Source organism: Psychroflexus maritimus, from assembly GCF_011089875.1.
Taxonomy (GTDB): Bacteria; Bacteroidota; Bacteroidia; order Flavobacteriales; family Flavobacteriaceae; genus Psychroflexus; species Psychroflexus maritimus.
Genome location: NZ_JAANAS010000013.1, coordinates 49,800 through 76,338, shown reverse-complemented (window position 1 = coordinate 76,338; position 26,539 = coordinate 49,800). Strand labels below are relative to the sequence as shown.

Sequence of the window (26,539 nt, the reverse complement as noted above, 5' to 3'; positions counted from 1 at the left end):
TTTTTTTAGGTTTTACAAAAGTACTAGGTACTAGCTATTTTCCTTGTATGCAAACAAAAACAAGTAATTGCTTTAACTACATTATGATTTGTTAATCTCATCTTCTATCTCTTCTACTAAATCAACCTCTAGCCTTAAATTATCAATAATAAATTCTTGTCGGTCTGGGGTATTTTTTCCCATATAAAAAGTAAGTAACTCCTCTATGGTTTTTTCTTTATCTAGCATTACAGGGTCAAGCCGAATATCATCACCAATAAAGTGTTTAAATTCGTCTGGTGAAATTTCACCTAATCCTTTAAATCGGGTAATTTCTGGTTTTCCAGTAAGTTTTTTTATTGCATTTCTTCGTTCTTCTTCAGAATAACAATAAATAGTTTCTTTTTTATTTCTTACCCTAAACAAAGGGGTTTGAAGAATATATAAATGTCCATTTCTAATCAATTCAGGAAAAAACTGAAGAAAAAACGTAATTATTAAAAGTCGAATATGCATACCATCTACATCGGCATCGGTGGCAATTACAATATTATTATAACGAAGGTCTTCTAATGAATCTTCAATATTTAAGGCGGCTTGCAAAAGATTAAACTCTTCGTTTTCATAAACTATTTTCTTACTTAATCCAAATGAATTTAGGGGTTTACCTTTTAAGCTAAAAACAGCTTGAGTATTAACATTTCTAGATTTTGTAATACTACCGCTAGCTGAATCTCCCTCGGTAATAAAAAGGGTGGTATCTAAGTAAGCTTCCTTTTTAACATCGCCTAAATGAATCCTACAATCTCGGAGTTTTTTATTGTGTAGGCTTGCTTTTTTAGCGCGCTCTCTTGCTAATTTTCGGATGCCCGATAAATCTTTACGCTCGCGTTCTGCTTGTAATATTTTTCGCTGAAGCTTTGCTGCGGTTTCTGTGTTTTTATGTAAGTAATTATCAAGGTTACGCTTTACAAAATCAAGGATAAAGGTTCTAACTGTGGGCTTATCTCCCCCCATATCGGTAGATCCAAGTTTGGTTTTAGTCTGACTTTCAAAAACTGGCTCCATTACTTTGATGGAAATTGCGGAAGAAATAGACTTCCGAATATCGCTAGGCTCGTAATTCTTACCAAAAAATTCTCGAACAGTTTTTACAATAGCCTCTTTAAAAGCCGTTAAATGAGTTCCTCCTTGCGTGGTATGTTGTCCATTAACAAAAGAATGATATTCTTCTGAATATTGCGATTTACTATAGGTTAAAGCCACTTCAATATCATCGCCTCTTAAGTGAATAATTGGGAAAAGTCGGTCTTCCTCATTAATTCCATCACCCAACAAATCTTTCAGCCCTTCTTCCGAATAAAATTTTTCACCATTCAGCATAATGGTTAATCCTGGATTCAAATAAACGTAGTTTTTAATCATACGTTCAATGTATTCCATTCGGAACTTGTACTTTTTAAAGATGACCTCATCTGGGGTAAAAGTTACTTTGGTTCCTTTTCTTCGTGAAGTTTCATCTAGCTTTTCTTCATTCACAAGATTGCCCATTTCAAATTCTGCAGCAACCGATTTACCGTCACGAGTAGATTCTACCCTAAAATAATTAGACAAAGCATTTACTGCCTTGGTACCTACTCCGTTTAAACCTACCGATTTTTTAAAGGCTTTGGTATCATATTTTCCTCCAGTATTCATCTTAGAAACAACATCAACTACTTTTCCTAACGGAATGCCTCTACCATAATCACGAACAATTACTCGGTTATTTTGAATAGAAATCTCAATGGTTTTACCAGCCCCCATCACAAATTCATCAATAGAATTATCAAGGACTTCTTTTAACAAAATATAAATGCCATCATCGGCACTAGAACCATCGCCAAGCTTACCAATATACATTCCTGGTCGCATTCTAATATGCTCTTTCCAGTCTAATGACTTGATATTATCTTCAGTGTACTTTGTTTGTTCTGCCATAAATTTAAATGATGCGGAAAGATACTAATTTTAATCAAAAATACTAATTTTCTTTCGTTTTTAAAACAAAGTTGTAACTAGATTTTCTATCGTTTAATCGAGTTAAAATTATGATTAAAAGTCTAAAGTAGCTTTCTAATTTAGACTACTTTTTCAAGATTTACCTTATCAACAATTCTTATTTCAGCATAGGTAAGAAACATAAATCGAACTTAAAAACAATTTACAAAACCTAAGAAAAAGCTTATTTTTGCAGTTAAATTGAAAGAATTAATGAAACGAGTTGTAGTGGGATTAAGCGGAGGGGTTGACTCCAGTGTTACCGCTTATTTGTGTAAAGAAATGGGGTATGACGTTATTGGACTATTCATGAAGAATTGGCACGATGACTCGGTAACCATTAGTGATGAATGTCCTTGGCTTGAAGATTCTAACGATGCTATGTTAGTTGCAGAAAAACTAGGCATTCCTTTTCAAACTGTAGATTTAAGCAAAGCCTACAAAGAAAAAATTGTAGATTATATGTTTAATGAATATCAAGAAGGAAGAACACCTAATCCTGATGTACTCTGCAATCGCGAAATTAAATTTGATGTTTTTCTGAAAATTGCTGAAAACCTGGGAGCCGATTACGTAGCCACTGGGCATTATTGCAGAAAATCTTCTTTTGAAAAAGAAGGAAAAACAATTTATCAACTAAAAGCTGGCTTAGATAACAACAAAGATCAATCTTATTTTCTATGTCAAGTTTCTCAAAATCAACTAGCTAAAATCTTATTCCCGGTAGGTAATCTTCAGAAAGAGGATGTAAGAAGAATTGCAACTGAACAAAATTTAATTACAGCAAATAAAAAAGATTCTCAAGGTTTATGCTTTATTGGAAAAGTTAGGCTTCCAGATTTTCTTCAACAAAAGTTACAGCCCAAGCAGGGAGATATTATTGAAATTGATGCGAACTCATCAATATACAAAAAACCTATAGAAGCTAATTCTGAATTGGAAAAATTAAGCCATAAGTATAACTACCAAGCAGCGGATGGAAAAAAAGTAGGCGAACACAACGGAGCACATTTTTTTACTAAAGGACAAAGAAAAGGACTGGCTGTTGGTGGAACTCCTTTGCCTCTATTTGTTATTGATACGGATGTTGAGACCAATACTATTTATGTTGGTCAAAGCAAACAACACCCAGGACTTAAACGAAGAGGTTTATTAGTAAAACCACATGAAGTTCACTGGGTAAGAACAGACTTAGCGCTAGCTATAGGCGAAAAAATGAAAGTGGCCGCTAGAATTAGGTACCGGCAAAAATTAGAACATGCCGAGCTTCATCTAACGCATCAAGGATTGTATGTTATTTTTGAAAATCCGCAAAATGCTATTGCCGAAGGACAATTTGTAGCTTGGTATGATGACGATGAGCTTTTAGGTTCTGGAGTAATTGCGTAAAAAATTTAACTCATGAGTAAAAATAGAATTACAGAATTATTTGGTATAGAATATCCGCTCATTCAAGCAGGAATGATTTGGGCTAGTGGTTGGAAATTAGCAAGCGCCGTTTCTAATGCTGGCGGACTTGGTATTATTGGCGCAGGCTCAATGTATCCTGATATTTTGAAAGAACACCTTCAAAAATGTAAAAAAGCAAGCTCAAAACCCTTCGCTGTTAACGTTCCCATGCTTTATCCAGACCTTGATGAGATTATGAAAATTATCATTGATGAAAAAGTACCTATCGTTTTTACCTCAGCTGGTAATCCAAAAACATGGACTTCCCACTTAAAATCGCATGGAATAAAAGTTGTACATGTGATAAGTAGTGTAAAATTTGCTTTAAAAGCACAAGCGGCAGGAGTTGATGCAGTGGTTGCCGAAGGGTTTGAAGCTGGTGGACACAACGGTAGGGAAGAAACCACCAGCCTAACTTTAATCCCTATGGTAGCTAAAGAACTTAAAATCCCTCTGATTGCAGCGGGAGGCATTGCTACAGGAAAAGCTATGCTAGCAGCGATGATATTAGGAGCTGAAGCGGTTCAAATAGGTACGCGATTTGTGGCCTCTAAAGAGGCTTCATCACATATAAATTTTAAAAATGAAGTTATTAAAGCTAAGGAAGGTGATACTAAGCTAACCCTAAAAGAATTGGCTCCAGTTCGCTTATTGAAAAATAAATTTTATCAAGATATTGAAACACTTTATCAAAAAGCGCCAAGTGTTGAAGAATTAAAAGAACTCTTAGGAAGAGCAAGAGCAAAAAAAGGAATGTTTGAAGGTGATCTTGAACAAGGTGAGCTTGAAATTGGCCAAATATCTGGACTTATTGATGATATTTTGCCAGCTGAAGATATAGTAAAAAGTATTTTAAAGGAATTTGAAGAAGCTAAAAAGCAAGTTAGTAAATTGTAATAATACTGATTTTTTCAAATTAAATAAATCGAAATTTTAATTAAAACAAAAAATATGTTTGGAGATATGATGGGTATGATGAATAAAATCAAAGAAACCCAAGCTAAAGTTGAAGAAGCCAAAAAGCAACTAGACCATGTAAGTTTAGAAGAGAAATCGAATGACGATTTGTTAAAAGTAAACATTACTGCCAATCGAGAAATCAAATCGATTGAAATTAGTGATCAACTCTTAGAAGACAAAGAACAATTAGAAGACTATTTGATTTTAACACTAAACAAAGCCATCAAAAGAGCTACTGAAACTCAAGAGGCAGAATTAGGAGCTATTGCCAAAGAAGGCATGCCAAACATGCCATTTTAAGTGCTTGTGAGTTCAGGAAACTTAGTGCATGAATTTTAAAAATAAGCACTTTTGAGCCTGTTCACTTTTACAAAAAATCTGGCGTTAATACAAAAAAGTCCTCAGTTCAAATTGTATTTTTGAGTGGGGACTTTTTTAGTTTTAAACTGGGCTTATTTTTTAATAAAGCTAAGTAGCGCCTCATTTACTTCTTCATGATGCGTAAAAGTAAGTCCGTGAGGAGCGCCTTTTATAATTTTTAATTCTGCACCTTCAATTAGTTGATGAGCCTTTTTACCAGCAACTTCAAAAGGCACAATAGCGTCGTCATCACCATGAAGGATAAGCGTTGGAATACCTATTGATTGGCAATCCTTTCGTAAATCAGTTTTTCCAAAAGCATCCACACAATCTAGAGTTGCTTTTCTAGAAGCCGAAAGAGCGATGTTCCAATTCAATTCAACTTGTGCTTCGCTAACACGGTCTTTATTCTTTTCAAGGTTAACAAAATTTCTTCCAAAACCTTTAAAGAAATCGGCTCGATCCTTACTAATTCCTTGCTTCATTCCCTCAAAAACTGATGCATCTACACCATTAGGATTAGTATCTGTTTCGAGTAAAAATGGAGCTATAGAAGACATCAATACCGCTTTAGCTATACGTTTACTGCCGTAATTACTAATAAAGCGAGTTACTTCTCCTCCACCCATAGAAAAACCAACAAGAATTACGTTAGATAAATCTAATTGCTCCAAAAGTTCATTTAAATCGGAAGCCATTTTGTTGTAATCGTAGCCTTTCCAAGGTTGATCAGATTGCCCAAAACCTCTTCTATCATAGGTAATAACGCGATAAGATTTATTCACAAAAAAAGGAATTTGATATTCCCACATTCTTTGACTTAATGGCCAGCCATGAATAAAAACAAGGGGTTGGCCTTCACCAAAATCTTGATAAGCTAATTTAATTGGATTACCTTTTTGGAAATCTTTAGTTGTGATATAGTTCATACTTCAATATTTTATTCAAATTTCAACAATTTAGTTAAGATTAGTTAGTTCTGTTGCAGAATTAATCAATTTATTTGGTTGTATAAATTAAAAAAATAAACCAAAGCTTGTTAAGCCCTGGTTTATATAATTAAATTGAAATTACTAAATCTTAAAAGTGATTACGGGTAATGTAGAATGATTCACCACATCCTCGCCTATGCTTCCATTAAAGAAATGAGAAAGGCCTCTTCTTCCATGAGTTGGCATAGCTATTAAATCCGACTTAGCATCTTTAGCAGCATTTAGGACACCTAATTCTATGGTGTAATCGTTATGAATAATTATATGATCACGGCTAAAAGGAACTTGCACTTCATTTAAGAAAGACCTCATTTGTTCTCTAATTTCTTCTGTGCTATAAAACTGATTACCTGGTAAGTTTACATATAAAAGTTCCATTTTGGCATCAAAACTATCAGCAAATACTTTAGCTTTTTTAAAAGCTTCTATACTTTCCATTTCAAAGTTTGAAGCAAAAATGACGTTTTTGATAGCAAATTCCTTCATTTCCTTTTTCACAACTAAAACAGGAACCTCAGACCTTCTCACAATCTTTTCAGTGTTAGAACCAATCAAGACTTCTTGTAAACCGCTTGCGCCTGTTGACCCCATCAAAACTAAATCTGCATTTTGTTTTTCAATGTTTTCACTAATTACATAAGAGGCTGGTCCAACATCAACAACATCAATAAAATCTACGCCTTCTAGGTAATCTTTTTGCAAGAACTTATCAAATTTTTTCTTTGCCACTTTCATAAAAAACAGAATCTGCTCATCATCAACATTAAATTGTTCTGTACCAAAAAGAGATTCTGCTAATTCAATAACGTGCAAAACAGTAATTTTAGCATCATTTTTTTTAGCTAATTGTACAGCCACTTTAAGCGCATTTTCTGCGGGCTTTGAAAAATCTACGGGAACTAAAATATTCTTAATCATCTTATATAGTTTTTAAAGGTTAAATGGTCATTGAAAATAAGCGTTGTTCAGGTTTGTTTGCTTTTAATCGTAAATCAAATGCCATACAAATATTTCTTATAAAGGCTTTTCCTTTAGTGGTTACTTTAATATTATTTTTGCTTAAAATTACTAAATTATCGTTAGCCATTTCAGATAATTCTATTAAAATATTCTTTAAATCTGAAACGTAATTTTCATCTTCACTCCAAGTAGTTTCAAAATTACACATCAAATTAAGAATATGTTGTCTAATAATTAAATCTTCTTCCGTTAAATCATGTCCTCGAAATACAGGTAATTGCCCTTGACTTATTCGCTGATAATACAAGTTTAACTCTTTTTCATTTTGTGCGAAACCAAACCAAGAATCGCTAATAGAAGACACACCAAGTCCTATCATTTTTTTTGCTTTTGTAGTGGTATAACCCATAAAATTTCTATGCAAATCACCTTTTTTTTGGCTATGGATTAATTGGTCGCTTTTCAAGGCAAAGTGGTCCATTCCTACTTCTTCATAGCCTGCATTTTCAAGGGCGTTTTTCCCTAACTCGTATTGCTTTCTTTTTAATTCTGCTGAAGGTAAATCTGCTTCATCAAAGCCGCGTTGTCCATTTCCTTTAATCCACGGTGTGTGAGCATAACTGTAAAAAGCTATGCGGTCAGGCTGAAGATAATTGGTTTGTTTTATGGTATAATCAACATCTTCTAAACCTTGAAAAGGCAAACCAAAAATTAAATCATGACCAATAGACGTATAGCCAATGTTTCTAGCCCAACTTGTAACTTTTTCAACATTTTCAAAAGGCTGAATTCGATGAATGGCTTTTTGAACCTTAAAATTATAATCTTGAATACCAAAGCTAACTCTTCTAAATCCTAAGCTATAAAGTGTTTGTAATTGTTCTTTTGTGGTGTTATTTGGATGACCTTCAAAACTAAACTCGTGGTTTTCTGCTTTAGTGGCATGTTCAAAAATACCTTCAATAAGCATTTTTAAATGTTCTGAAGAAAAAAAAGTAGGTGTTCCGCCACCAAGGTGAATTTCTTCAATTACAGGAATTTCACCCAAAATTGAAACGTACATTTTCCATTCCTTTAAAACCGCTTCAATATAAGGTTGCTCAACACTGTGTTGTTTGGTTATGCGTTTATTACACGCACAAAAAGTGCACAAACTTTCACAGAAAGGTAAATGAATATAAAGACTTATGGGGTCATTTTTATAAGCAGGATGATTAAGACTCTTTATCCATTTCTGTACAGAAAAACTAGCTTCATCCCAAAAAGGAACGGTAGGATAGCTGGTGTATCTTGGCCCTGGCACATTGTATTTTTGAATTAAACTTTGCATTAAAATCCTAATTTTAATTCAAAAATAACTGTATTACATTGATTTATAAATGATAAAAATCAGCTTAAATCACATAAAATTAGTTAAAAAGGCTCAAAATACTTTGGAAAATATCTTCTCTAATTCCTTTGTTAGCTGCGGCTGCTAGTGCCACTGAAATAATTAAACCTGCCATTGCTTTACTAAAGTCGGATAATATAAGTTTACCGGCTTTTTTCTTGTGCTTCTTGCCTTTCTTATGACGAGCTAAACTGATAGCTATTTCCCGGCCACCAATTATTCCTAAAAAAACCCATGTTGTACTAAGTGGAACTGTTGAAATAAAGAGTTTGTAAATTAATAGAATAACATAAGAAAAATCGACTAAAGTAGCGGCTCTAATATCAGAAATACGGGACTTTTTACTTACTACCTCTTGAATTTTGTCCCCTCTTAAGTAAAACAATAATCCTAATCCTGCAAAAATGGTTAGTGTAAAAATTAAAAACTGTGTAACATTTAATTGTCTAGGTAAATAAACCGCAATATTGGCACCGTCTTGCATCACCCAAACCGCCCATAAGGAACCACTCACAATCCATTGAACAGCAGACCAAGCTTTATGATGTTTTCTGCTTTTAAAGTGCTTTCGTATGAGGTTGTAAGAAAAGTACCAAATAGCGAATGATAATATAAATGCAATTCCGTACCCCTTTAAACTTTTTACAACAACTTCAGTTATTCCAGAAGAAGTTGCACTAAAAACAGAAAGCAATAAAAAGGTAGTAGAAACTGGCATTTTTAAACGCGTAAGAATCAAAAGTACCAACGGCGCTATAATTTGAAAGAAACTAAAGCTTTGTCCTAAATCTTCTACTGGATGGGGGAATGCCTTGGTACCATCTTCATTTAAGGTCATTAAACGTTGAAAGGTCACATCTCCATCGTAAAGAATAAAGCTAACAGTTACGGTCACCACAAAAATACCACCAATATAAAGCCATAAAATCCACCACTGCCTGGCTTTATTGCTTTCTATAAAAGTACCTAAAGATTGTATGCTATCATTGGCAACGGCTGCATAAGCGGCAAAAAAGAAACCTAACCACATGGCCGCATTAGCGTTAAATGTAACAGCAGCTGCTAGTATTAACCCCCCTAAAACAATAGATAAAAAAGTTTTTTCTTCTGCTAAAAAATCAAGTACATTTAAATAAGGTTTACTCCTATCTGAACGATCATACTTAATAGTTTTTTTGCCCTTTTTATTCTTGTTACTTCCCATTAAAACCTATTCGTTTAAATTTATGATTGCAAAATTAAGTAATAATTAAAAGCCTATATTACCTAAAGGTTAAGAATAACTTATTTAAATTGGTAAGTCAAACCGCCCATAAGCTGTAAACCTTGAACTTGGTAGTTATTCCAGCGTTCATAATTTCCACCCACTAAATTATTTCCTAAAAAGAAAACAGAAAGTTGCTTATTTAATCGGTAGTTTACATTAAGACTCAAATCAAGAAAACCATCTACGTCAATTATTTCAGATTGTAAATCATCTGAAGGACCAAAAACCTCTAGGTCTTTTCGTTCGCCAACATAGAATAAACTAGCCCCTAAAGACCATTTTTTATTCAGTTGAAGATGACTTACCACAGCGGTGTACAAATTAGGTAAATTCCATGCTTCTTCTTGATTATCAGTACTAAAAATCGAATAATTAAAGTTTATTCCTAAATTAAAATTTTGTGAGAAATCATAATTAGCTTCGCCATCAAAAGCTAGGGTCTGTAAATTATCATAAACTACTCCAAAGGAATTACCAACTTCAAAAGGTCTAATCATATTAGCTTGCTCAAAAAATTCTGGATTAGGGCCATTGTTGTTTCTAAATAGGGCGCGGGCATCTTCATTTTTGTAACTCGCTCTAGCGTTGTAGCTAAATTGACCGCTACTCCCTTTAGCCCCCACAAAACTTTCGTACTGACGATCGGTAGGCACGATGGTCAAATTTGAAGAAACAAAAGGATTATTCATAACAAAACTTCTAAATGAATTTTGATCTAAACCTCCATCCACTCCCGCATACGCAATGAGATTATCAGGAATTACGCGGTAATTAGCCTCTACCTTTGGATAAATAAACACCTTGCTTTCATTGCGTTCTGCGTCATTAAAAAAGCTTACTTCTGCTCCAATTTGTAAGGTAAAGCGGTCTTCTTCAATAAACACTGAAGGCGCGTAAGAAGCTATTAATTGTCCATAATTATCTTCGAAAGCTAATTCTTGTCCGTATGCATATCCGTTATTTACTGCTGAAAACTCTCCTTTTAAATAATCTAAACCAACTTCATTCTGAATTTTCTTTCCTCCTAAACTAAAATTAAAATTAGATTTCAATTGAAACTGATGTTCTAACGCGTCAAAATCATCTGAAAAGTAATTGTAATTCACTTTCACATCTTCTAAAAACGAATCATAGATTGCTGCTGATGCTCCAAAATTAAATCCGAGGTAATTCTGAATAGGTGAATGTTTTGGGTTAAAAGTAAAGCCAGGTTCCTGAAAAATAGGTTCGCCATAATAATTATGGGAATAGTGTTCAAAACCAGCTTTCGTTTTCCAAATCCAACGCCCTTCGTCAGATTCAAAATCTACATCCAAGGTATTACTTGCAAATGCATCATCAAAATAAGCTTCATCAATTCCTCCTTGGGAAGAAAAATGAGAAAAATCAATACCTAATTTTTGCTTGGCATTAAGCTGTAAACTTCCAAGGTAATCTGCTAAAAAATTGGTGTAATTGCCAAATCCTAAACGCACGTAATGATTGTAAATTTCATCTCGCTCTTTGCTCATCCTTAACGAGGCTGCTCTACCTTTAGTAGGTTGAAATGTTGAAGCTACCGGAACGCTAATTAATGCGTAATTAATCTTCCGCTCAGGTAAGGTAGTTTCCTCGGTAACATCGGGTTTGGTTTTAATTTTAAAAGCATCATTCACGGTTGGTGAGTATTGCTTTGTTATAATTAAACGATCTGTTTTTATGGTATCTTGCTCTTGCTGTGACCAAATTTGTTGAGTAAAGAACAAACTCAGTCCAAAAAAAATAGACAAATACTGACTTAATTTCATAAAATTAAATGCTTCAAAGGTTGTTTATTAAACTACTTTTCTTCTTATATATTTTACAAAGAAACTAAACTTTTGCTTAGCAAGATTAAAAATAGCATAAAAACAAAATAATTATGAAATTTAATCTAGTCTATTTCACTCTTTCATTATTAAAACAGGATAAATCTAATATAAGTTGAGTTTTATTTGGAAATACCTGAAATAATAAAGCTTGTCATAGTAATTTACAAATCAACTGCCACTAGTTGAAAATAGATGTAAAGATTAGCTTTAACCAATTTTATGTAATATAATTTGACCTTATTACTTCTACAAAAATGAACCTTTTATCTATTAGCAACAGAACTTGAAATCTTATTTTTCTATAAAAGAGATATTGAATAATGCGCTCTACAGGTAAAAAAAACACTCTATTTTTATAGAATTATGGTTTATGTCTGAATAGAAAATATTTTGTTAGGGAATAAAAAAAGCCTAGCTTTGTCATTGAATTAGGTTGGTGAATAAAACATCTTTGTTCATCATTAAAAGGGAATTTCGTTCAAATCGAAAGCTGTTCCCGCAACTGTAAGCTTAGTGCGTTACCAACGTACGCTTACATCCGACACTTCAAAACCACTGTACGCCTTAGGCGGATGGGAAGGTGGATGTAAGACGCAAGCCAGGAGACCTGCCTATTTCTTAAATAATTGCATATTCTCTCGGGATAAGAGAATTAGCGAGCGATGTATAAAAAGTTAATTATTTTACTTTGGTGGATCACTATCCATACCACTTGTTTTGCACAAAAAGCTGATTTAGATGCAACTCAAAATTTGGAAGAAGTGGTCATCACCAACCCACAGCTTAAGGATTTTTCAACCGGACAATACGTCTTGAAGTTGAACGATAGCTTACGTCAAAAAAATCCGATTAGATTAAGTGAACTTATTCAACTTAACACCCCATTTTTTATTCGTGAAAATGGTTATGGAATGGTGGCTTCACCTTCGTTTAGAGGGACAACTGCACAACAAACAGCCGTTGTTTGGAATGGCATCAATATTAATTCGCAATTTAATGGGCAAGGCGATTTCAATACTTTATTAGGCGGTAATTTTAATCGACTTTCTATTCGCCCAGGAGGCGGAAGCGTAGTTTATGGCACAGGCGCTATTGGCGGAAGTGTTCACTTAGACACTGAACTTCAATTTAATCAGGGTTTGTCGAATGAAGTTCAATTGCTATATGGCGAATTCAACACTATAGATAGTCGTTATCGGGGACAGTTTTCTACAAAGAAATGGAGCTTTCGGTGGGGAACTAATTACAATTACTCCGATAATGATTTTCCAACTTCTGGAAACTTAAACCGCAATACAAACGGAAGATTTAAGCACTTCAACATCAATTTAGATGCAGCTCATCAGCTTAATAAACACAATCTACTAAAATATTATTTATGGATTTTTGATAGTCAGCGTGATTTACCTATCCGAAGGATTTCAGAAAATAGACCTGCTTACGAAAACTTAGATTTTAGGAATTTAATAGAATGGGAAAATAAAGGTAAGAATTATTCTTCTCTGCTTCGATTGGCTTATTTAAGCGAGGATTTTTCGTTTCAAGAAAATAAAAATCGTCAAAGAAAAACTTCTAATTTAGCCGAAACTCTTCACCTTAGGCATGATTTTTCTTACCGGTGGAAAAATTTTAAATTCAATAGTTTAATTAATTACGAAAACGCCAAAGCTTCAGGAGATAATCTAAATAAAGACCAAAGAATTGTTTTAGCCACCTCGCTAATTGCTAAATACGAAATGAATAAACAACTTACTTTTCAAGCTTCTGCAAGAAAAGAATGGAGTAACTTAAAAGATAGTCCGTTGCTGTATTCAGCAGGTATAAACTGGAAGGCTACAAGTTTTTATCAGCTTAAATTTAATGCATCTAAAAACTTTAGAATACCCACGTTTAACGACTTGTTTTGGTTAAACTCAGGCAACGAAGAACTAAGACCGGAGACAGCGGAACAGTTTGAATTAGGCCATCATTTTCATTTAGGCAAATTGAATTTTTCGGCAACCGCATTTTACAATGATATTAATCAATTAATTAGATGGATTCCTAATCCTAATGGAAACTGGCAACCCGAAAATGTAGATCGCGTTAAAACTTACGGAGGTGAATTTACAGGAAACTATCAATTGAATTTTGGGGACTCCAAGCTTCAGCTGAATGCAAATTATGCTTTGGTCAAATCCATTCATCAAGACACTAAGAATCAATTAACATACACGCCTATTCACAAGGCGAATTTCTCCTCGGCTTATGCCATAAATAATTGGCGATTTACCCATCAATTTGTATGCGTAGGCGAACAATTTGCACAAACCGATAACAATGCAGATCGAGTTATCGAAACCTATCAATTACATCATCTTTTAGCGCATTATACCTTTGCAAAAAAACCAGTAATGCAAGCTGGAATTAGGGTATATAACGTGTTTAACAACAGGTACCAATCGGCCGATTTTAGACCCATGCCCGGAAGAATGTTTAACCTCGAATTTTTAATTCAACTTTAACTATAAATACAATGAAAATGAATACGAATTTTTTGAAATTAGTTTTTTTAAGTCTATTATTTATGGCTTGTAGCGGAGATGATGACGCTATCCTTGCTGAAGATCCTGACGACCCAAATAATGGAGACCCTACTACCGAAAGACCTTACGAAAATGGAATTTTTGTAGTGAACGAAGGAGGGAGTGAAGGGAGCATTTCCTTTATTCCTAATAATTTAAGCGAAATTGAGCAAGGTGTTTTTTCAGCCGTAAACAACGGTGAAGACTTAGGTCAATTTGTTCAATCTATCTTTTTTGATGAAGAAAATGCTTATATCATAGCTAATGGAAGTAACTTGATTACCGTAGTAGATCGTTTTACTTTTGAACTTCAAGGAAGCTTAGAAAATGGCCTAGACGTTCCGCGCTACGGAACTATTTACAATGGAAAAGCTTATGTAACCAATCAAGCAAGTTTTTCAACATCAGATGACGACTACATTGCTGTTATTGATTTGGAAAGTTTAACCGTTGAAAATGAAATTAATGCAGGAGCTGTAGTTGAATTTATTGAAGAACATAACGGGCAACTAATTATTCAAAACGCTTCCTACGGAATGGGGAATCAATTAAGTGTTTTGAATCCCAATACTAACAGCATTATACAAAGTATTGAAGTTGGCGAGGGGTTAAATTCTATGGAAATTGTTGGGCAATCGCTTTATGCATTGAGTAGCGAAAAATTAGTTGAAGTAGATTTAACTAACTTTAGCATAGCTACTGAAATTGAATTTGATGAAAATCTACAGGGTAGTGCTAATTTACAAATCAGCGAAGGCATACTCTATTTAACCAATGCCAACGAAGTATTTACGGCAAATTTAAGCGATTTAGCTTTTGATGAAACCCCACTTCTCTCCTACACTAGCGATTCAGAATTTGGTGTTTTTTATGGATTTTTAGTTGCTGACGGTAGAATATTTATTGCTGATGCAGGCGATTTTGCCTCTAATGGAGATGTGTTCATTTTTGATTTATCGGGGAATGTTGAAGCTGAATTTTCAACAGGGATTGGTCCTAACGGATTTTACTTAAATTAAACATTACAACAAACCTCAGTTTTAAAGTTTTTACACGCTTATTTTTTATTGAATAAGCGTGTTTTATTCTCAAAATTGTTGAATGTAAGGTAACGCACATAACATAAGTGGCAACTTAAAATTCACTTCCGATTCCTAAATAAGTCGGAAGGGATTGGGGTTAAATTTAAGTTTTTTAAAAATACGCAAACCTTTTTTTTATCATCCTTAATAATTTCTTTCTGCAAAGTTATCAAAATTATTTCTTTCGGAGTTCTTTTAGAATGATCGACAACTTGAAAATAATTGGATATAAACAAAACTGCCTATAGGTAAAATCAAATTCAAGAATTAATCTTAGAAAAAGAAACTTATAAGTTTAAAATATGTTCATGCATAATTCAAAAGTAACTAACTCTTTTAAATCTGCCTAAAAGAAACGAAAATACAGCTAAGAGATCAAATATTTATTTGAAATAAGTAATTTCTCTTGTCCAAACATACAACTTCTCGCCATTAACAAATTTGGTTTGTTTGATCCAATTTTTATTTTCATCAAACTCATGAACAAATTCAACCTCTGTCTTTCCTCTATCGTCTTCATAAATTAATTTTGTTGGTAAATTATGATTAGCATAAGAGTATTGAAGTGTTCTATTATTTTTACTATGTTTTGAAAAAGAAGTAGTGTTTTTAATTACCCTGCCTTTTTCATCATATTTATAAGTTTTAGTGCTTATTATAGAATCTGCATTTTTGTAATGAATAATCTTAATTAATAAATCGTCCTTGTAAATATTCTTGATTTTTCGATACAAAACTACTTTTGTCCTATCATTAAAATCTTGTTTATAATAATGTGTTTCAATAATTCTATCTTTTTCGTCATAAAAAAATTGTTCACTCAATTGTTTTATTCCTTTATCTTCTCTATTTTGTGTTATAGGGTCAGGTATAATTAATGAATTTGATGACACCTGATTGAAAACTTTTGACTTTCTTCCTTTTTTATCAAATTCATAGATAGTTCCAAATTTAGAGCTGAAGAAACCAATTTTTTTCATTCGAAGCAAATTTCCCTCATCGTCGTAAAACTTAAGTGTTTTTTCGGTTTTATCTGGAATAAAGGAGTTAAAGTATTCTATTTCAGTAACTAAATTTTTATCATTAAAAAAATATTTTTTGGAAGCATAAAGAGTGTCAGCTTTAATCGTATTTACAGATTCCAAATAAGCATTTTCATTGTACGAATAAGTTATATTAGATTTTGTTCCATACTCAATTATTATCTGATTTTTAAGCTTACCAAGCTTATTATAATAAAATTGATCATGATACACAGTATCTTGATTCTTATAAAACCAGGTTTCCTCTAGGGGTTTACCGCTTTCGTCAAAGGCTTTGAAATAATTGATATAATGAGTCCAATAAGTAGTGTACCACCAACTATGAAAACGACTTTGATTATACTTAGGGCTATTAAAACCATTATGCCCATAATCTCCTTCAAAACTAAATAGTTTTCTATTTTGAATAGTATCATTTAAGAATTCAACTTTCTCTCTTATTGATTTTACATTTCCATAAATACTATCTTTTTCTTGAGCATTACAAAATGAAAATAATGATAACAGAACTAAAAATTGGTAGGTTTTAGACATTGCTTCTTGCTTATTAATACTGCCCTTTTATAATGGAAGCTAATATTAAATGATATTACTAAAGTAATAATTTTTTTCTTAAGTAAATCTGTCAACAAAGACAAAGTTTCTGTTTTATTTTAAAAAAAAACAAAACCTTTTGATAGACAAAGGGTGTATAGCAAGAAATAAGGGAGTCAAATTCCTTGAGCAGGCTTTAATTTATAAATAACTCCTCTTAAGTTAAAACTAATGGAAAAATTAGAGTTTGAAGTTAATCTACTAAGTTAAAATTTTCAAATACTGAAAACCAAAACAAAAATTTTTTTAATTTGCTGGATTCAAGTTTTCAAAAAAAAACCAAATTTAACTTAAAGATAAATTTACTTTTCTTTTTCTTTTAAAGCCTCAATTTTCTTAAACACCTCTTCGGCTTCAGCGGCTTTTTTATCGGCTGAGGAGCGATTAGTTTTTGAAAGTTCAAAAGATTCTTTTTGTAGTTTTTTATATTGTTCTCTTAATTGATCTAACTCACTTTTCTTTTTAAATAATCCAAACATTATTATCTTTTTTTTTTCGAAGGTAAAAATCATAAAACGATAAACTAACTTTTATTTATGAATTTAATTAAAAATTATGCTTTATTGTATTTATTCAAGCTAATCATAAGCATTTAGTTTATAGATGTAGCTATTAATCTTGATAATTAAATTGCTTCTTTTAAGAAATGAAAAGTTGATGAAATTGTATGCTTCTAGCAGACTACTAAGACTTGTTAGTTTTTAAAAACACGTCTTTATTTTTTATTGTTTCTGTAATATTTGTAACCACTCCTTCTTTAAAAAAATAGTTGTTTTTAGTTTTAAGACTTATGCCTATATCGTTGACCCAAAGCCAGGATTGATCTTTAGTTTGGATCCTATACGTTAGGTTTATTTTTTGATTAATTTTAGTATTTTTAAATGCTTCTTTAACCCGATTTACATCATCTTTATGAATTAATTTCATCCATAAATTAGGATTATTTTTAAAATCAATCTGGGTATAACCTAGTAAATCTTCAACTTTAGGACTGTGGTAAATTAAATGCTTATGAGAAGAATGCCTATAGATAATAGAAGGAGATAGTGCAGCAAATCGTTTAAAACTTTGTCGTTCATTTTCAATACTTTGCGTATTGCTATGTAATTCAATAAAGTGGTAAACCTGTTTTGCAAGTAGTTTTAATGCTGATTTTTGAGTGGTTGTTAGCTTTTTAGGCACTGTATCTATAACGCATAAGGTACCTAAAGCAAAGCCTTGCTTATCTAGAACGGGAAAGCCGGCATAAAATCTAATATAGGGATCGCCAATAACTAAGGGATTGTCAAAAAAGCGTTCATCTTGAGAAGCGTCTTGTACCTCTAATAATTCAAACGGCTGATTAATGGCGTGGCTACAAAAAGAAATTCCTCTAGCAGTTTGCCTTACTTTTAGTCCAATAACCGATTTAAACCATTGTCTGTTTTCATCGATTAAACTTATTAAAGCTATTTTGGTATTACAAATCTGACTAGCTAATTGAGTTAAAGCATCAAACTTTTCATCAAATTCGGTATCTAAAATTCCATATTTGTGTAAGGCAGCTAAACGCTCAGTTTCATTTTTTGGTATTTCTGGTAGTTTCATCTATCTAACAAAAGTAGGGGTTAAACGATTTGTTGATTCTTTTTCGCTAAACTTATAATTCATATAATTAAAGTTTTTTATATCATCAATTGTCTTTGCGTTTTGCTCAATAATATATTTTACCATAGCGCCACGGGCTTTTTTCGCATAAAAACTAATTACTTTAAGTTTGCCGTTTTTAAAATCTTTAAAAACAGGAGAAACAATCTTTGCCTTAATTTCTTTTTTATTTACTGCCTTAAAATACTCATTACTAGCTAAGTTAATCAATAAGTCATCTTCTTTTATTTCTTCATTTAAGTTTTCTGTAATTTTAGCTTTCCATAATTCATATAAATTTTTGTTTTCTCCAATAGCTAATTTTGTTCCCATTTCTAAACGGTAAGGCTGTATTAAATCGAATGGCTTTAAGATTCCATATAAACCTGATAAAATTCGGAGTTTTTGTTGAAGTATTTCGTAGTTATCAGGGGCTATATTATAAACATCAAGGCCATCGTAAACATCGCCATTAAAAGTGAAAACTGCTTGTCTTGAATTCCCTGTGTGATGGTCTTCTTGAAAATCTTGATATCGCTCGTAATTTAAATCAGCTAGTTTTTCACTTATAGCCATTAATCGTTTTAGTTCGTCTTTTGAACAAGTCGCTAATTTTTTGTTCACTTTCACTGCAGTAGTTAAGAAAACTGGAGTGGTAAATGAATTTACAGGAATTGCGCGTTCTAAATCAAGCGATTTTGCGGGAGATATTAAAATTTTCATTATAAGGATAAATTATTAAGTGTTAAGTTTATTTGATTAATCATTAGTTTTTAAAGTAAAACAAAATAATTTAGTTTGTGAGAGCTTTTAAAAAATGGGCAACAAACTATTGTTTTAAAATCAAACTATTGTATGGTCGTTCATAGCCTGATTAAGCGTTAATTTTCTATCTATTTTACCTGTTCTTGTTTTATTAAAGGCTTTTGTTTGAATAATCTCTTTGGGTAATTCTAATTTACTTAAACCTGCCAAATCCAATTGTTTATAGAGCTTTTCTTTAGGAATTTTATTTTCTGATTCAACAAGCATTATCAATTTTTGTCCAAGCTCTTGGTCTTTGATTCCTGTTAAAAAAAAGGGAAAATCAAATTGGCTTTGTATTTTCTTTTCTAAAGCCTCTGGATGAATTTTAACACCACCACTATTAATTACATTATCAAGCCTCCCTTTCCAAAAAAACTTAGTTTCGTCAACTAATTCTACAACATCTTTAGTTAGTATAGGTTCATTTAAAATTTTTGGTGCATTAATAACTAAACAATGCTTATTGTTTGTACTAAAGCTTACTTCACTAATAGCTTTAAAAGGTTTATCCTTGGTTTTTTTGAGCGAATTAATTCGGCGAGTTGCTATATGAGTTACTGTTTCAGTCATTCCATAAGTTTCATAAACCTTAGTAGGAATGTTTTTTAGTTTATTTAAAAGCGAGTTATTTACGGGAGCTCCACCAACAATTAGCTTTCTAATTAAATGAATCTGATGTAAAGAATTAGCAAGTTGATGAGGGGTCAGAGCACAAAAGTCGTAAGTTTTATTAATGTCATCTAAAGCTCTGGATTGTGGTTTAACGGTATCTATTTCCCAACCCAACACCATCGCTCTAACCAACATCATTCTACCAGCTACATAATTTGCAGGAATACAAAGCAGAACTTTAGTTTTTGAAGGTAACTTAAAACGTTTTTGTGTAGCCAATGCAGAAGCTTTCATTTTTACTTTCTCAATAAAAATAGGTTTTGGCGCACCAGTTGTACCCGAAGTTCGCAGCTTAATTTTATCGTAACTCTCATTAAGCCAATCTAATAAAAAATTCCCTATCAGCTCTTCATAGTCCTCTCCTTCTTTAATAAAAGAATAAGCAACCGAATACAATTCCTTAGTTGTAAAGTGATTACCATTTAGTTTAAAGTGAGGATGTACTTGAATTATATTTTTACTCATAATCTAATTTTATGAGCTAAAGTTAGTAAAAACAAAGCTAAAAAAAGATTTTTTTTTATGAAACATTTAGCTTTCCTAGTAATTTTTGTTTCCAACCATGCCATTTGTATTTTTTAGCTAAAAAAGCAAGAAATAATGGATAAATAACTAAAACTGGTAAAAATATTTCAAAACCAACGCTTGGTTCTGCAACAGATTTTAAAACTGACTCTGTTTGAAAAGCCGTCCAGTCTGCAGTTACTAATAAAGCAGTAATTAGGTTATTGCCGGCATGATAACCTATAGAAAGCTCTAAGCCTTCATCCATCAAGACCATTATACCTAATAAAAACCCAGTTCCTATGTAGTTTACCATTAAAATAGTTCCCAGTTGTGCTACTTCAGGATTGCCTAAGTGCAACAAGCCAAAACCAACCGAAGTAACAATTAGAGGTAATGCTCTATTTTTAAAAACAATTCCTAGACCTTGCATTAAATAGCCTCTAAAATAAAGTTCTTCAAAAGTAGTTTGCAGCGGCACCATCACTATGCCAATAGCAGCTAAAATCAAAAACTCTTTGCTTTTATAATTAAACACATAATCTCCAGGATTAACCCAATATTCAATAAGTGTAGAAGCTGTAACAAAAATAGCAACGATGCTAAAACCTGTTAGCACTCTCCCCCAATCAAATTTATCACGGGTAGTTAGCAAATCTTTCCATTTTTGCGAATGAAAAAACCGAACCACCAACCACACCCCAAAAAAACCAAACACAAAAGAAAGCAATAGCAAGAAAAAAGTTAGATTAGAGTCTAACGTATTCATTAAAACTTCATAGTCGGATAGGTCACCTATATTATCTAGGCTCTCCTCCATGGCTTTTTTTGTTCCAACAGTTACGGCAAAAGGAACAATTCCTATTTGCCAAATCACAAAAATTAAAAACGTTCCAAATAAATAACGCCACCATTCGTGGTAGGATTTTGAAGCTAAAGCTATGTAATCTCTCATCTTAATATTTAATAAATGCAATACTATATAAAATCCTGTATATTCAAAATATTTTATCTAATAAGTAACAAATTAGTTTTTAGGATAAAAAGTTACAGAAATCTATAAAAATTATACCTTTAATTTATTGAAGCCAAGAACCTGCTTTTCTCTTCAAATCCTCATTAAGCAAGCAAATTTTTCTAACTTTAATCAAGAGCTTCCTGCCGGTCGCTTTGTTAAAGTAAGTAAAATTAAGCTTTCTCAATTCCGGGTTTTCCACTACAATCAGGGCTATTTTTCATAATCAGCCATGAAGCATAAGAGTTAACACTATAATTAAACTTAGGTTTCAAATTATACTTATTTGATTTTTGAACACCCCTAGTAAAGCAAAATCAATTTTTTCCTAGACAAGGTGCTAATTAATTTGCATCCCTACGCAGAGGACAAAAATTTTGAACAAGGAAATAGAGGAGAAAATGAATCAGCTAGATAGCGGATATTTAGTGATTATATTGATATTACAAAATACCACAAGCTTAATCAACAACAAAAATAGTATAAGATAAAAAATAAGGCTATCCAGTAGGCTAGCCTTATTTAAAATGAATTTTTCTTGTTAATTCACAAATTCATCTTCAGTTACCTTGTCTTCTTCAGGAGCCAAACTAGCAAGATAGCGTTCTGCATCTAAAGCAGCCATACATCCTGTTCCCGCTGCGGTAACAGCTTGTCTATACTCTTTATCTTGAACATCTCCACTTGCAAAAACGCCAGGAATATTAGTTTTTGTAGTTTTTCCTTGAGTAATAATATAACCTGTGTTATCCATATCAAGAAAACCTTTAAAGATATCGGTATTAGGTTTATGTCCAATAGCAATAAATAAACCCGTAATTTTAATTTCCTCAGTTTCGTTGGTTTGATTATTAATCATACGTAAACCTTCAACCACTTGCTCGCCTATAACTTCATCAACTTCAGTATAAAATTTTACCGTTAAGTTTTTCGTATTAAAAACGCGATTTTGCATAGCTTTTGAAGCTCGCATCTCACCTCTTCTAACTAACATGGTTACGTGGTTACATATTTTTGCAAGATAAGTTGCTTCTTCGGCGGCTGTATCTCCACCTCCAACAATAGCTACATCCTGTCCTTTATAAAAGAAGCCATCGCAAACGGCACATGCAGAAACTCCTCCGCCTCTTAAGCGCTGTTCACTCTCAATGCCTAGATATTTAGCAGAGGCTCCTGTTGAAATAATCACAGAGGCTGCTTCTATCCATTTTTTATTATCTATTTGAACTTTATGAAGGCCGCCTTCTTGTTTAGCCAATTCAACTTTGGTAGCCATACCAATTCTAACATCAGTACCAAAACGCTCTGCTTGTTCTTGAAGCTCGGTCATCATTTTTGGACCATCAATTCCTTGCGGATAACCTGGGAAATTCTCAACTTCGGTAGTTGTGGTTAATTGTCCTCCTGGTTCCATACCTGTATAGACAACAGGGTTTAGATCGGCTCTAGCAGCGTAAATTGCAGCTGTATATCCAGCTGGCCCCGAACCAATAATCAAACATTTTATTCTCTCTAAGTGTTCTGCCATAATTCTATAATTTATCTTACAAATGTACATTTTTTTAAACTACAAATAAACATTAACTAATAAACAAACTTAAAAGACTATAAGAAATACTTATCACAAAAACCAAACTTATCAGCCAAAGATATAAATGATTTAAAATGGCTTTTTTTTTAGTGATTGAACGAAGTAAACAATAGAATATTAAACTTTCATTAGGTAGTTCGTCATTAAAAAATTGTAGTTTAGTAGAAAAAAATGTCTGTTATAGGGTCACTAATTAAAGGAATTATCGATTTGGGGAGCAAAGTAAAGAATGATGAAGCGCCCATCCAGCTTCAAAAAAGCACTTTGTCATCACTTTTAAATAAAGCTAAACACACTGAATTTGGTAGGCATTATGATTTTGAAAAAACATTAATGAGTGATGATACTGAAGTTAATTTTAAGAAAAATGTACCCTATTTTGATTACAAAAAAATAAATCATGAATGGTGGAATAAAATCCACTTACAAAAGGAGGATATTACATGGCCAGGAATACCCAGTTATTTTGCGCTAACCTCTGGCACTACAGGTACAAAAAGTAAACAAATACCGGTAACCAATACCATGCTAGAAGATTTGAGAAAAACAGCTATTCAACAAATTGCAGCTTTAGCTAACTTTAACTTACCGAGTGATTTTTTTGAAAAAGAAATTTTAATGTTAGGAAGCTCAACAAAATTGAACCAGAGTAAAGAAAAATTCTATGAAGGAGAAATCAGTGGGATTTCAGCAAGTAATATCCCTTTTTGGTTTTCTGGTTATTATAAACCTGGTGAGGAAATTGCTCAGATAGAGAATTGGGATGAACGGGTACTTCGTATTGCTAAAAAGGCTAATCAATGGGATATTGGAGCTATTTCAGGTATTCCTACTTGGGTAGAGTTAATGCTTAAAAAGGTAATTGAATATAACAAAATTAAGCATATTCACGAAATTTGGCCTAACTTTAAAGTCTATACTTCAGGAGGTGTGGCTTTTCAACCTTATGAAAAAAGTTTTCATCAACTCTTAGGTAAACCTGTAGAGGTCATTGATACTTATTTAGCTTCTGAAGGTTTTATTGCCTTTCAACAAAGACCCGATACAAAAGCTATGAAATTGTCTTTAAATACAGGTATTTATTTTGAATTTGTTCCTTTTGAGCCAGCCTATATTAATGAAGACGGTAGCTTAAACAAAAATGCTAAATCCTTATCCATTAATGAGGTGAAATTGAATAAAGATTATGTTTTAGTAGTATCTACAAGTGCAGGTTTATGGCGTTACATGATTGGAGATACTATTCAATTTACAGACCTTAAAAAAGCTGAAATAATCATTACAGGGCGAACCAAATTCTTTTTAAACGTAGCAGGCTCTCAACTTTCAGTAAACAAAATGAATGAAGCAATTCAAGCTGTAGAAAAAGAATTTAACATTAAAGTTCCTGAGTTTTCGGTTGGTGCAGTTAAAATGAATGGCCACTTTGAACATCATTGGTTTATTGCTGGCGGAAAAGTTAAGAACGAAGAGGCCATTAAAGAATTTTTAGATCGCTACTTAAAAGATGCTAACAAAAACTATAGTGTAGCTAGGAAAAAAGGACTAAAATCAATACAGCTAAAAAGTCTGCCTGTGCAAGTTTTTTATGATTGGGCTGAAAAGTCAAAGAAGAAAGGCGGACAAATGAAAATTGAAAAAGTTTTAAAAGAAAATAAATTAGAAGAGTTTAAAAAATTTGTTGGTGAATTCTAGGTTTACAGATAGACCCCCAATACCAACATAAGCATTAAATTGAAATTAAAGCAAAACATCAAATTGAACTTAAGCTTCAAATAATGACCTACCCCCTCTTATTAGTCGGCTATTTAATGGTGTTAAGAAAGATTGAACACTCTTTTTACTGGCTTAAGTTTATGCAAAACGAATAAATTAAAGCTCAATATTAAATGTGTTAATAAGGCTTTAATTACCTTATGCTTGAAGGTCTTTCATATACGTTTCCAAATTTTCCTTAACTCGATGTGTTACAGGTGGGTTTTTAATATCGGTATAGGATTTCATAACTTCTAGTATTATTTTAGCTACAATAAGTCTTGACAATTGTTTTTGATCTGAAGGAATACTATACCAAGAAGCATGAGGGTAAGAAGTTTTCCTCATCACATCTTCATATACATCAAGATATTGATTCCACAACTTTCTTTCCTCAATATCTTCGGGTGCAAACTTCCAATTTTTATTGGGTTTTTCTAAACGCCTCAATAAACGTTGCCGCTGTTCGTCTTTTGAAATATTCAAAAAAAACTTCATTACAATAATTCCATTTTCAGAAATAGTTTGTTCAAAATTATTTATTTGAGAAATCCTGGTTTCCCAAAACTGAGGTGTGATATCTTCAACTGAGTTGATATGCGGCAAATTCTCGTTAAGCACAATTTTAGGATGAATTTGAGATATAAGTACATTTTCATAATGAGAACGATTAAAAACTGAAAACTTTCCTTGTTCTGGCAATGCTTTATAATGCCTCCATAAAAAATCGTGCTTTAATTCTTTTTCTGAAGGTTTTTTAAAAGAATGGGCTACTACACCTCGAATATTAAAATCTTTAAAAACCTCTCTTATTAATGAATCTTTTCCAGAAGAATCCATTCCTTGAAAACAAATTAAGACACCATATTTAGCATGAGCATAGAGTATATTTTGAAGTTCACCTAATTCATTTCTTACTTTCTTAAGCTCTTTTTTTAGTTGTTTAGAACTATAATTTGTGTTTATTGTTGTAGGCTGTTTACGAAGTTGAAAATCTGATTTTACCAAAAAATCTTTTTTATAGAATTGCATAATTATCATCAGTTTATAGGTTGTTATGTATTTCTAAAGCCTCGGTGTTAGCAACTTATGCCAATTTTACCATCAAATGACGCTAGTTAGCTCATTCATTTTCCCATATATTTCCTTGTTCACAATTTCCGTCCCGTACTACGGGATGCAAATTATTCACAGCGTTATATATGAAAAAAGCAATTTCTCTCTATTAACGACATTTAATAGTAAAATTGGTATTATATTTTTATTTACACTATTTCTTTGATGCAACACGTAATACATGTTGAAATTTACAAAGAAATTATTTTAATGACAACAATATTGATCATTTATTGAATTATCAAACAAAGAATTTATTGTTGTCCGATAAAACTCAAAATTAGCACAAAAATGTCTTGTAACCCTATTAAAATCGTTTGTTTTTTAGGATTTACAAATAGTAAGCCCCCATTTTTTTAACAAGGGCAATGTAGGTATCTTCAAAGACCAGATAGCTTCTTCGTTTGTTGGCATCAAAAATAGTGCTTCGTTTTGGTGTATAATAAAACTTACAATGACTTAACTTAGAGCCGTAACTTATTATGCCTGCTGATAATTCCCTTAATCAGTTGCATCCAGAGACAACGCCATAAAGCATTGTTATCAAGTGTTGGAAAGTTGTAAAACGTTTACAATAATGGTCACTATTACGATTGGCTGAAGCATTTGATACAATAGAAGAATCAATCAAATTTACCATCTGACTGAATATGGGCTGTCCGAAAAAATGATTAGTTTTACTCATGGCTGAATTATTTGAAAGTTAATACAGCTATATACGAAAACCCCCTCAATATTTGGGGGATTTTTTATCGGACACTAATAACTAATAATAAGAAAAAAATCATTCCCAAATTACTCGGAAGCAGCTATTTTCTTTTACAGTACTATTAAACTATAACTTGTTTAATATTGAGAATTCAGATTATACGCTAAGATTAATTTTGTCTCAATAACTATTAATTAGTCTATGTGAAACTGGC

The 26,539-nt window shown here is 32.4% G+C and carries 21 protein-coding genes and 1 riboswitch; of the genes, 6 read left to right on the top strand and 15 right to left on the bottom strand.

Translation table 11 applies throughout. The features are described 5' to 3' along the window. Positions 1-81 precede the first annotated feature (81 nt). On the bottom strand, positions 82-1,959 hold the full coding sequence (locus G7034_RS02025; RefSeq protein ID WP_166399295.1) for a DNA topoisomerase IV subunit B: 1,878 nt from the start codon (positions 1,957-1,959) through the stop codon (positions 82-84). A gap of 273 nt (positions 1,960-2,232) precedes the next feature. Here G7034_RS02025 and mnmA point away from each other — a divergent pair, with 273 nt between their 5' ends. From mnmA to G7034_RS02010, 3 genes are read left to right on the top strand one after another with little or no spacing between them, the layout of a single operon-like run. Next, positions 2,233-3,408: a tRNA 2-thiouridine(34) synthase MnmA gene (gene mnmA, locus G7034_RS02020; protein WP_166399294.1), complete on the top strand. Its 1,176-nt coding sequence runs from the start codon at positions 2,233-2,235 to the stop codon at positions 3,406-3,408. Positions 3,409-3,420: 12 nt separating this feature from the next. After that, complete coding sequence (locus G7034_RS02015) at positions 3,421-4,365, top strand: NAD(P)H-dependent flavin oxidoreductase (protein WP_166399293.1); 945 nt, start codon at positions 3,421-3,423, stop codon at positions 4,363-4,365. Between the two features lie 54 nt (positions 4,366-4,419). After that, positions 4,420-4,728 (top strand): YbaB/EbfC family nucleoid-associated protein, encoded by a 309-nt coding sequence (locus G7034_RS02010; RefSeq protein ID WP_166399292.1) that lies wholly within the window; start codon positions 4,420-4,422, stop codon positions 4,726-4,728. Positions 4,729-4,880: 152 nt separating this feature from the next. On the opposite strand, the gene G7034_RS02005 is transcribed toward G7034_RS02010, so the two are convergent. The 5 genes from G7034_RS02005 to G7034_RS01985 form a co-directional block, all read right to left on the bottom strand. Beyond that, the gene (locus tag G7034_RS02005; protein WP_166399291.1) at positions 4,881-5,717 is read right to left on the bottom strand and encodes an alpha/beta fold hydrolase; all 837 of its coding nucleotides are present in this window, start codon (positions 5,715-5,717) and stop codon (positions 4,881-4,883) included. 144 nt (positions 5,718-5,861) lie between these two features. Further along, positions 5,862-6,698 carry a universal stress protein gene (locus G7034_RS02000; protein ID WP_187349847.1) on the bottom strand — a complete coding sequence of 279 codons (837 nt, stop codon included), beginning with the start codon at positions 6,696-6,698 and terminating at the stop codon, positions 5,862-5,864. Between the two features lie 19 nt (positions 6,699-6,717). Further along, positions 6,718-8,070 (bottom strand): oxygen-independent coproporphyrinogen III oxidase, encoded by a 1,353-nt coding sequence (gene hemN, locus G7034_RS01995; RefSeq protein ID WP_166399290.1) that lies wholly within the window; start codon positions 8,068-8,070, stop codon positions 6,718-6,720. Between the two features lie 79 nt (positions 8,071-8,149). Then, the gene (locus tag G7034_RS01990) at positions 8,150-9,334 is read right to left on the bottom strand and encodes a hypothetical protein (protein WP_166399289.1); all 1,185 of its coding nucleotides are present in this window, start codon (positions 9,332-9,334) and stop codon (positions 8,150-8,152) included. A gap of 80 nt (positions 9,335-9,414) precedes the next feature. Next, entirely contained in the window at positions 9,415-11,184 is a 1,770-nt protein-coding gene (locus tag G7034_RS01985; protein WP_166399288.1) for a TonB-dependent receptor, read from the bottom strand. A 476-nt stretch (positions 11,185-11,660) separates the two neighbouring features. After that, positions 11,661-11,876: riboswitch (cobalamin riboswitch) on the top strand. Between the two features lie 33 nt (positions 11,877-11,909). Here G7034_RS01985 and G7034_RS01980 point away from each other — a divergent pair. Both G7034_RS01980 and G7034_RS01975 read left to right on the top strand, forming a co-directional pair. Then, positions 11,910-13,751, top strand: coding sequence for a TonB-dependent receptor (locus G7034_RS01980; RefSeq protein WP_166399287.1), 1,842 nt, complete (start codon positions 11,910-11,912; stop codon positions 13,749-13,751). Positions 13,752-13,768: 17 nt separating this feature from the next. Beyond that, the gene (locus G7034_RS01975) at positions 13,769-14,830 is read left to right on the top strand and encodes a YncE family protein (RefSeq protein WP_166399286.1); all 1,062 of its coding nucleotides are present in this window, start codon (positions 13,769-13,771) and stop codon (positions 14,828-14,830) included. 446 nt (positions 14,831-15,276) lie between these two features. Here G7034_RS01975 and G7034_RS01970 read toward each other — a convergent pair whose 3' ends face one another. The 7 genes from G7034_RS01970 to trxB all read right to left on the bottom strand — a co-directional run bounded on the left by G7034_RS01970 (position 15,277) and on the right by trxB (position 22,682). Next, positions 15,277-16,470, bottom strand: a complete 1,194-nt coding sequence (locus G7034_RS01970; protein ID WP_166399285.1) for a hypothetical protein — start codon at positions 16,468-16,470, stop codon at positions 15,277-15,279. Positions 16,471-16,832: 362 nt separating this feature from the next. Then, on the bottom strand, positions 16,833-17,009 hold the full coding sequence (locus G7034_RS01965; protein WP_166399284.1) for a Lacal_2735 family protein: 177 nt from the start codon (positions 17,007-17,009) through the stop codon (positions 16,833-16,835). 205 nt (positions 17,010-17,214) lie between these two features. After that, complete coding sequence (locus tag G7034_RS01960) at positions 17,215-18,117, bottom strand: PAS domain-containing protein (RefSeq protein WP_166399283.1); 903 nt, start codon at positions 18,115-18,117, stop codon at positions 17,215-17,217. Then, positions 18,118-18,879 carry a peroxide stress protein YaaA gene (yaaA, locus tag G7034_RS01955; protein WP_166399282.1) on the bottom strand — a complete coding sequence of 254 codons (762 nt, stop codon included), beginning with the start codon at positions 18,877-18,879 and terminating at the stop codon, positions 18,118-18,120. Between the two features lie 120 nt (positions 18,880-18,999). Then, complete coding sequence (locus G7034_RS01950; protein WP_166399281.1) at positions 19,000-20,100, bottom strand: AMP-binding protein; 1,101 nt, start codon at positions 20,098-20,100, stop codon at positions 19,000-19,002. A 55-nt stretch (positions 20,101-20,155) separates the two neighbouring features. Beyond that, a complete protein-coding gene (locus G7034_RS01945; RefSeq protein WP_166399280.1) occupies positions 20,156-21,094 on the bottom strand; it encodes a CPBP family intramembrane glutamic endopeptidase in 939 nt (312 codons plus the stop codon). Between the two features lie 601 nt (positions 21,095-21,695). Continuing rightward, positions 21,696-22,682 (bottom strand): thioredoxin-disulfide reductase, encoded by a 987-nt coding sequence (gene trxB / locus G7034_RS01940; RefSeq protein WP_166399279.1) that lies wholly within the window; start codon positions 22,680-22,682, stop codon positions 21,696-21,698. A 234-nt stretch (positions 22,683-22,916) separates the two neighbouring features. Here trxB and G7034_RS01935 point away from each other — a divergent pair, with 234 nt between their 5' ends. Beyond that, a complete protein-coding gene (locus G7034_RS01935; protein WP_166399278.1) occupies positions 22,917-24,440 on the top strand; it encodes a GH3 family domain-containing protein in 1,524 nt (507 codons plus the stop codon). A gap of 219 nt (positions 24,441-24,659) precedes the next feature. On the opposite strand, the gene G7034_RS01930 is transcribed toward G7034_RS01935, so the two are convergent. Together G7034_RS01930 and G7034_RS12060 are read right to left on the bottom strand one after the other, a co-directional pair. After that, complete coding sequence (locus G7034_RS01930) at positions 24,660-25,532, bottom strand: PPK2 family polyphosphate kinase (RefSeq protein WP_166399277.1); 873 nt, start codon at positions 25,530-25,532, stop codon at positions 24,660-24,662. A 589-nt stretch (positions 25,533-26,121) separates the two neighbouring features. Then, complete coding sequence (locus G7034_RS12060; protein ID WP_166399276.1) at positions 26,122-26,301, bottom strand: DUF4372 domain-containing protein; 180 nt, start codon at positions 26,299-26,301, stop codon at positions 26,122-26,124. Positions 26,302-26,539 lie beyond the last annotated feature (238 nt).

Coding starts and splice junctions, on each gene's coding strand:
- G7034_RS02025 (WP_166399295.1), bottom strand. CDS start 1,959: ATGGCAGAACAAACAAAGTACACTGAAGATAATATCAAGTCATTAGAC.
- mnmA (WP_166399294.1), top strand. CDS start 2,233: ATGAAACGAGTTGTAGTGGGATTAAGCGGAGGGGTTGACTCCAGTGTT.
- G7034_RS02015 (WP_166399293.1), top strand. CDS start 3,421: ATGAGTAAAAATAGAATTACAGAATTATTTGGTATAGAATATCCGCTC.
- G7034_RS02010 (WP_166399292.1), top strand. CDS start 4,420: ATGTTTGGAGATATGATGGGTATGATGAATAAAATCAAAGAAACCCAA.
- G7034_RS02005 (WP_166399291.1), bottom strand. CDS start 5,717: ATGAACTATATCACAACTAAAGATTTCCAAAAAGGTAATCCAATTAAA.
- G7034_RS02000 (WP_187349847.1), bottom strand. CDS start 6,698: ATGATTAAGAATATTTTAGTTCCCGTAGATTTTTCAAAGCCCGCAGAA.
- hemN (WP_166399290.1), bottom strand. CDS start 8,070: ATGCAAAGTTTAATTCAAAAATACAATGTGCCAGGGCCAAGATACACC.
- G7034_RS01990 (WP_166399289.1), bottom strand. CDS start 9,334: ATGGGAAGTAACAAGAATAAAAAGGGCAAAAAAACTATTAAGTATGAT.
- G7034_RS01985 (WP_166399288.1), bottom strand. CDS start 11,184: ATGAAATTAAGTCAGTATTTGTCTATTTTTTTTGGACTGAGTTTGTTC.
- G7034_RS01980 (WP_166399287.1), top strand. CDS start 11,910: ATGTATAAAAAGTTAATTATTTTACTTTGGTGGATCACTATCCATACC.
- G7034_RS01975 (WP_166399286.1), top strand. CDS start 13,769: ATGAATACGAATTTTTTGAAATTAGTTTTTTTAAGTCTATTATTTATG.
- G7034_RS01970 (WP_166399285.1), bottom strand. CDS start 16,470: ATGTCTAAAACCTACCAATTTTTAGTTCTGTTATCATTATTTTCATTT.
- G7034_RS01965 (WP_166399284.1), bottom strand. CDS start 17,009: ATGTTTGGATTATTTAAAAAGAAAAGTGAGTTAGATCAATTAAGAGAA.
- G7034_RS01960 (WP_166399283.1), bottom strand. CDS start 18,117: ATGAAACTACCAGAAATACCAAAAAATGAAACTGAGCGTTTAGCTGCC.
- yaaA (WP_166399282.1), bottom strand. CDS start 18,879: ATGAAAATTTTAATATCTCCCGCAAAATCGCTTGATTTAGAACGCGCA.
- G7034_RS01950 (WP_166399281.1), bottom strand. CDS start 20,100: ATGAGTAAAAATATAATTCAAGTACATCCTCACTTTAAACTAAATGGT.
- G7034_RS01945 (WP_166399280.1), bottom strand. CDS start 21,094: ATGAGAGATTACATAGCTTTAGCTTCAAAATCCTACCACGAATGGTGG.
- trxB (WP_166399279.1), bottom strand. CDS start 22,682: ATGGCAGAACACTTAGAGAGAATAAAATGTTTGATTATTGGTTCGGGG.
- G7034_RS01935 (WP_166399278.1), top strand. CDS start 22,917: ATGTCTGTTATAGGGTCACTAATTAAAGGAATTATCGATTTGGGGAGC.
- G7034_RS01930 (WP_166399277.1), bottom strand. CDS start 25,532: ATGCAATTCTATAAAAAAGATTTTTTGGTAAAATCAGATTTTCAACTT.
- G7034_RS12060 (WP_166399276.1), bottom strand. CDS start 26,301: ATGAGTAAAACTAATCATTTTTTCGGACAGCCCATATTCAGTCAGATG.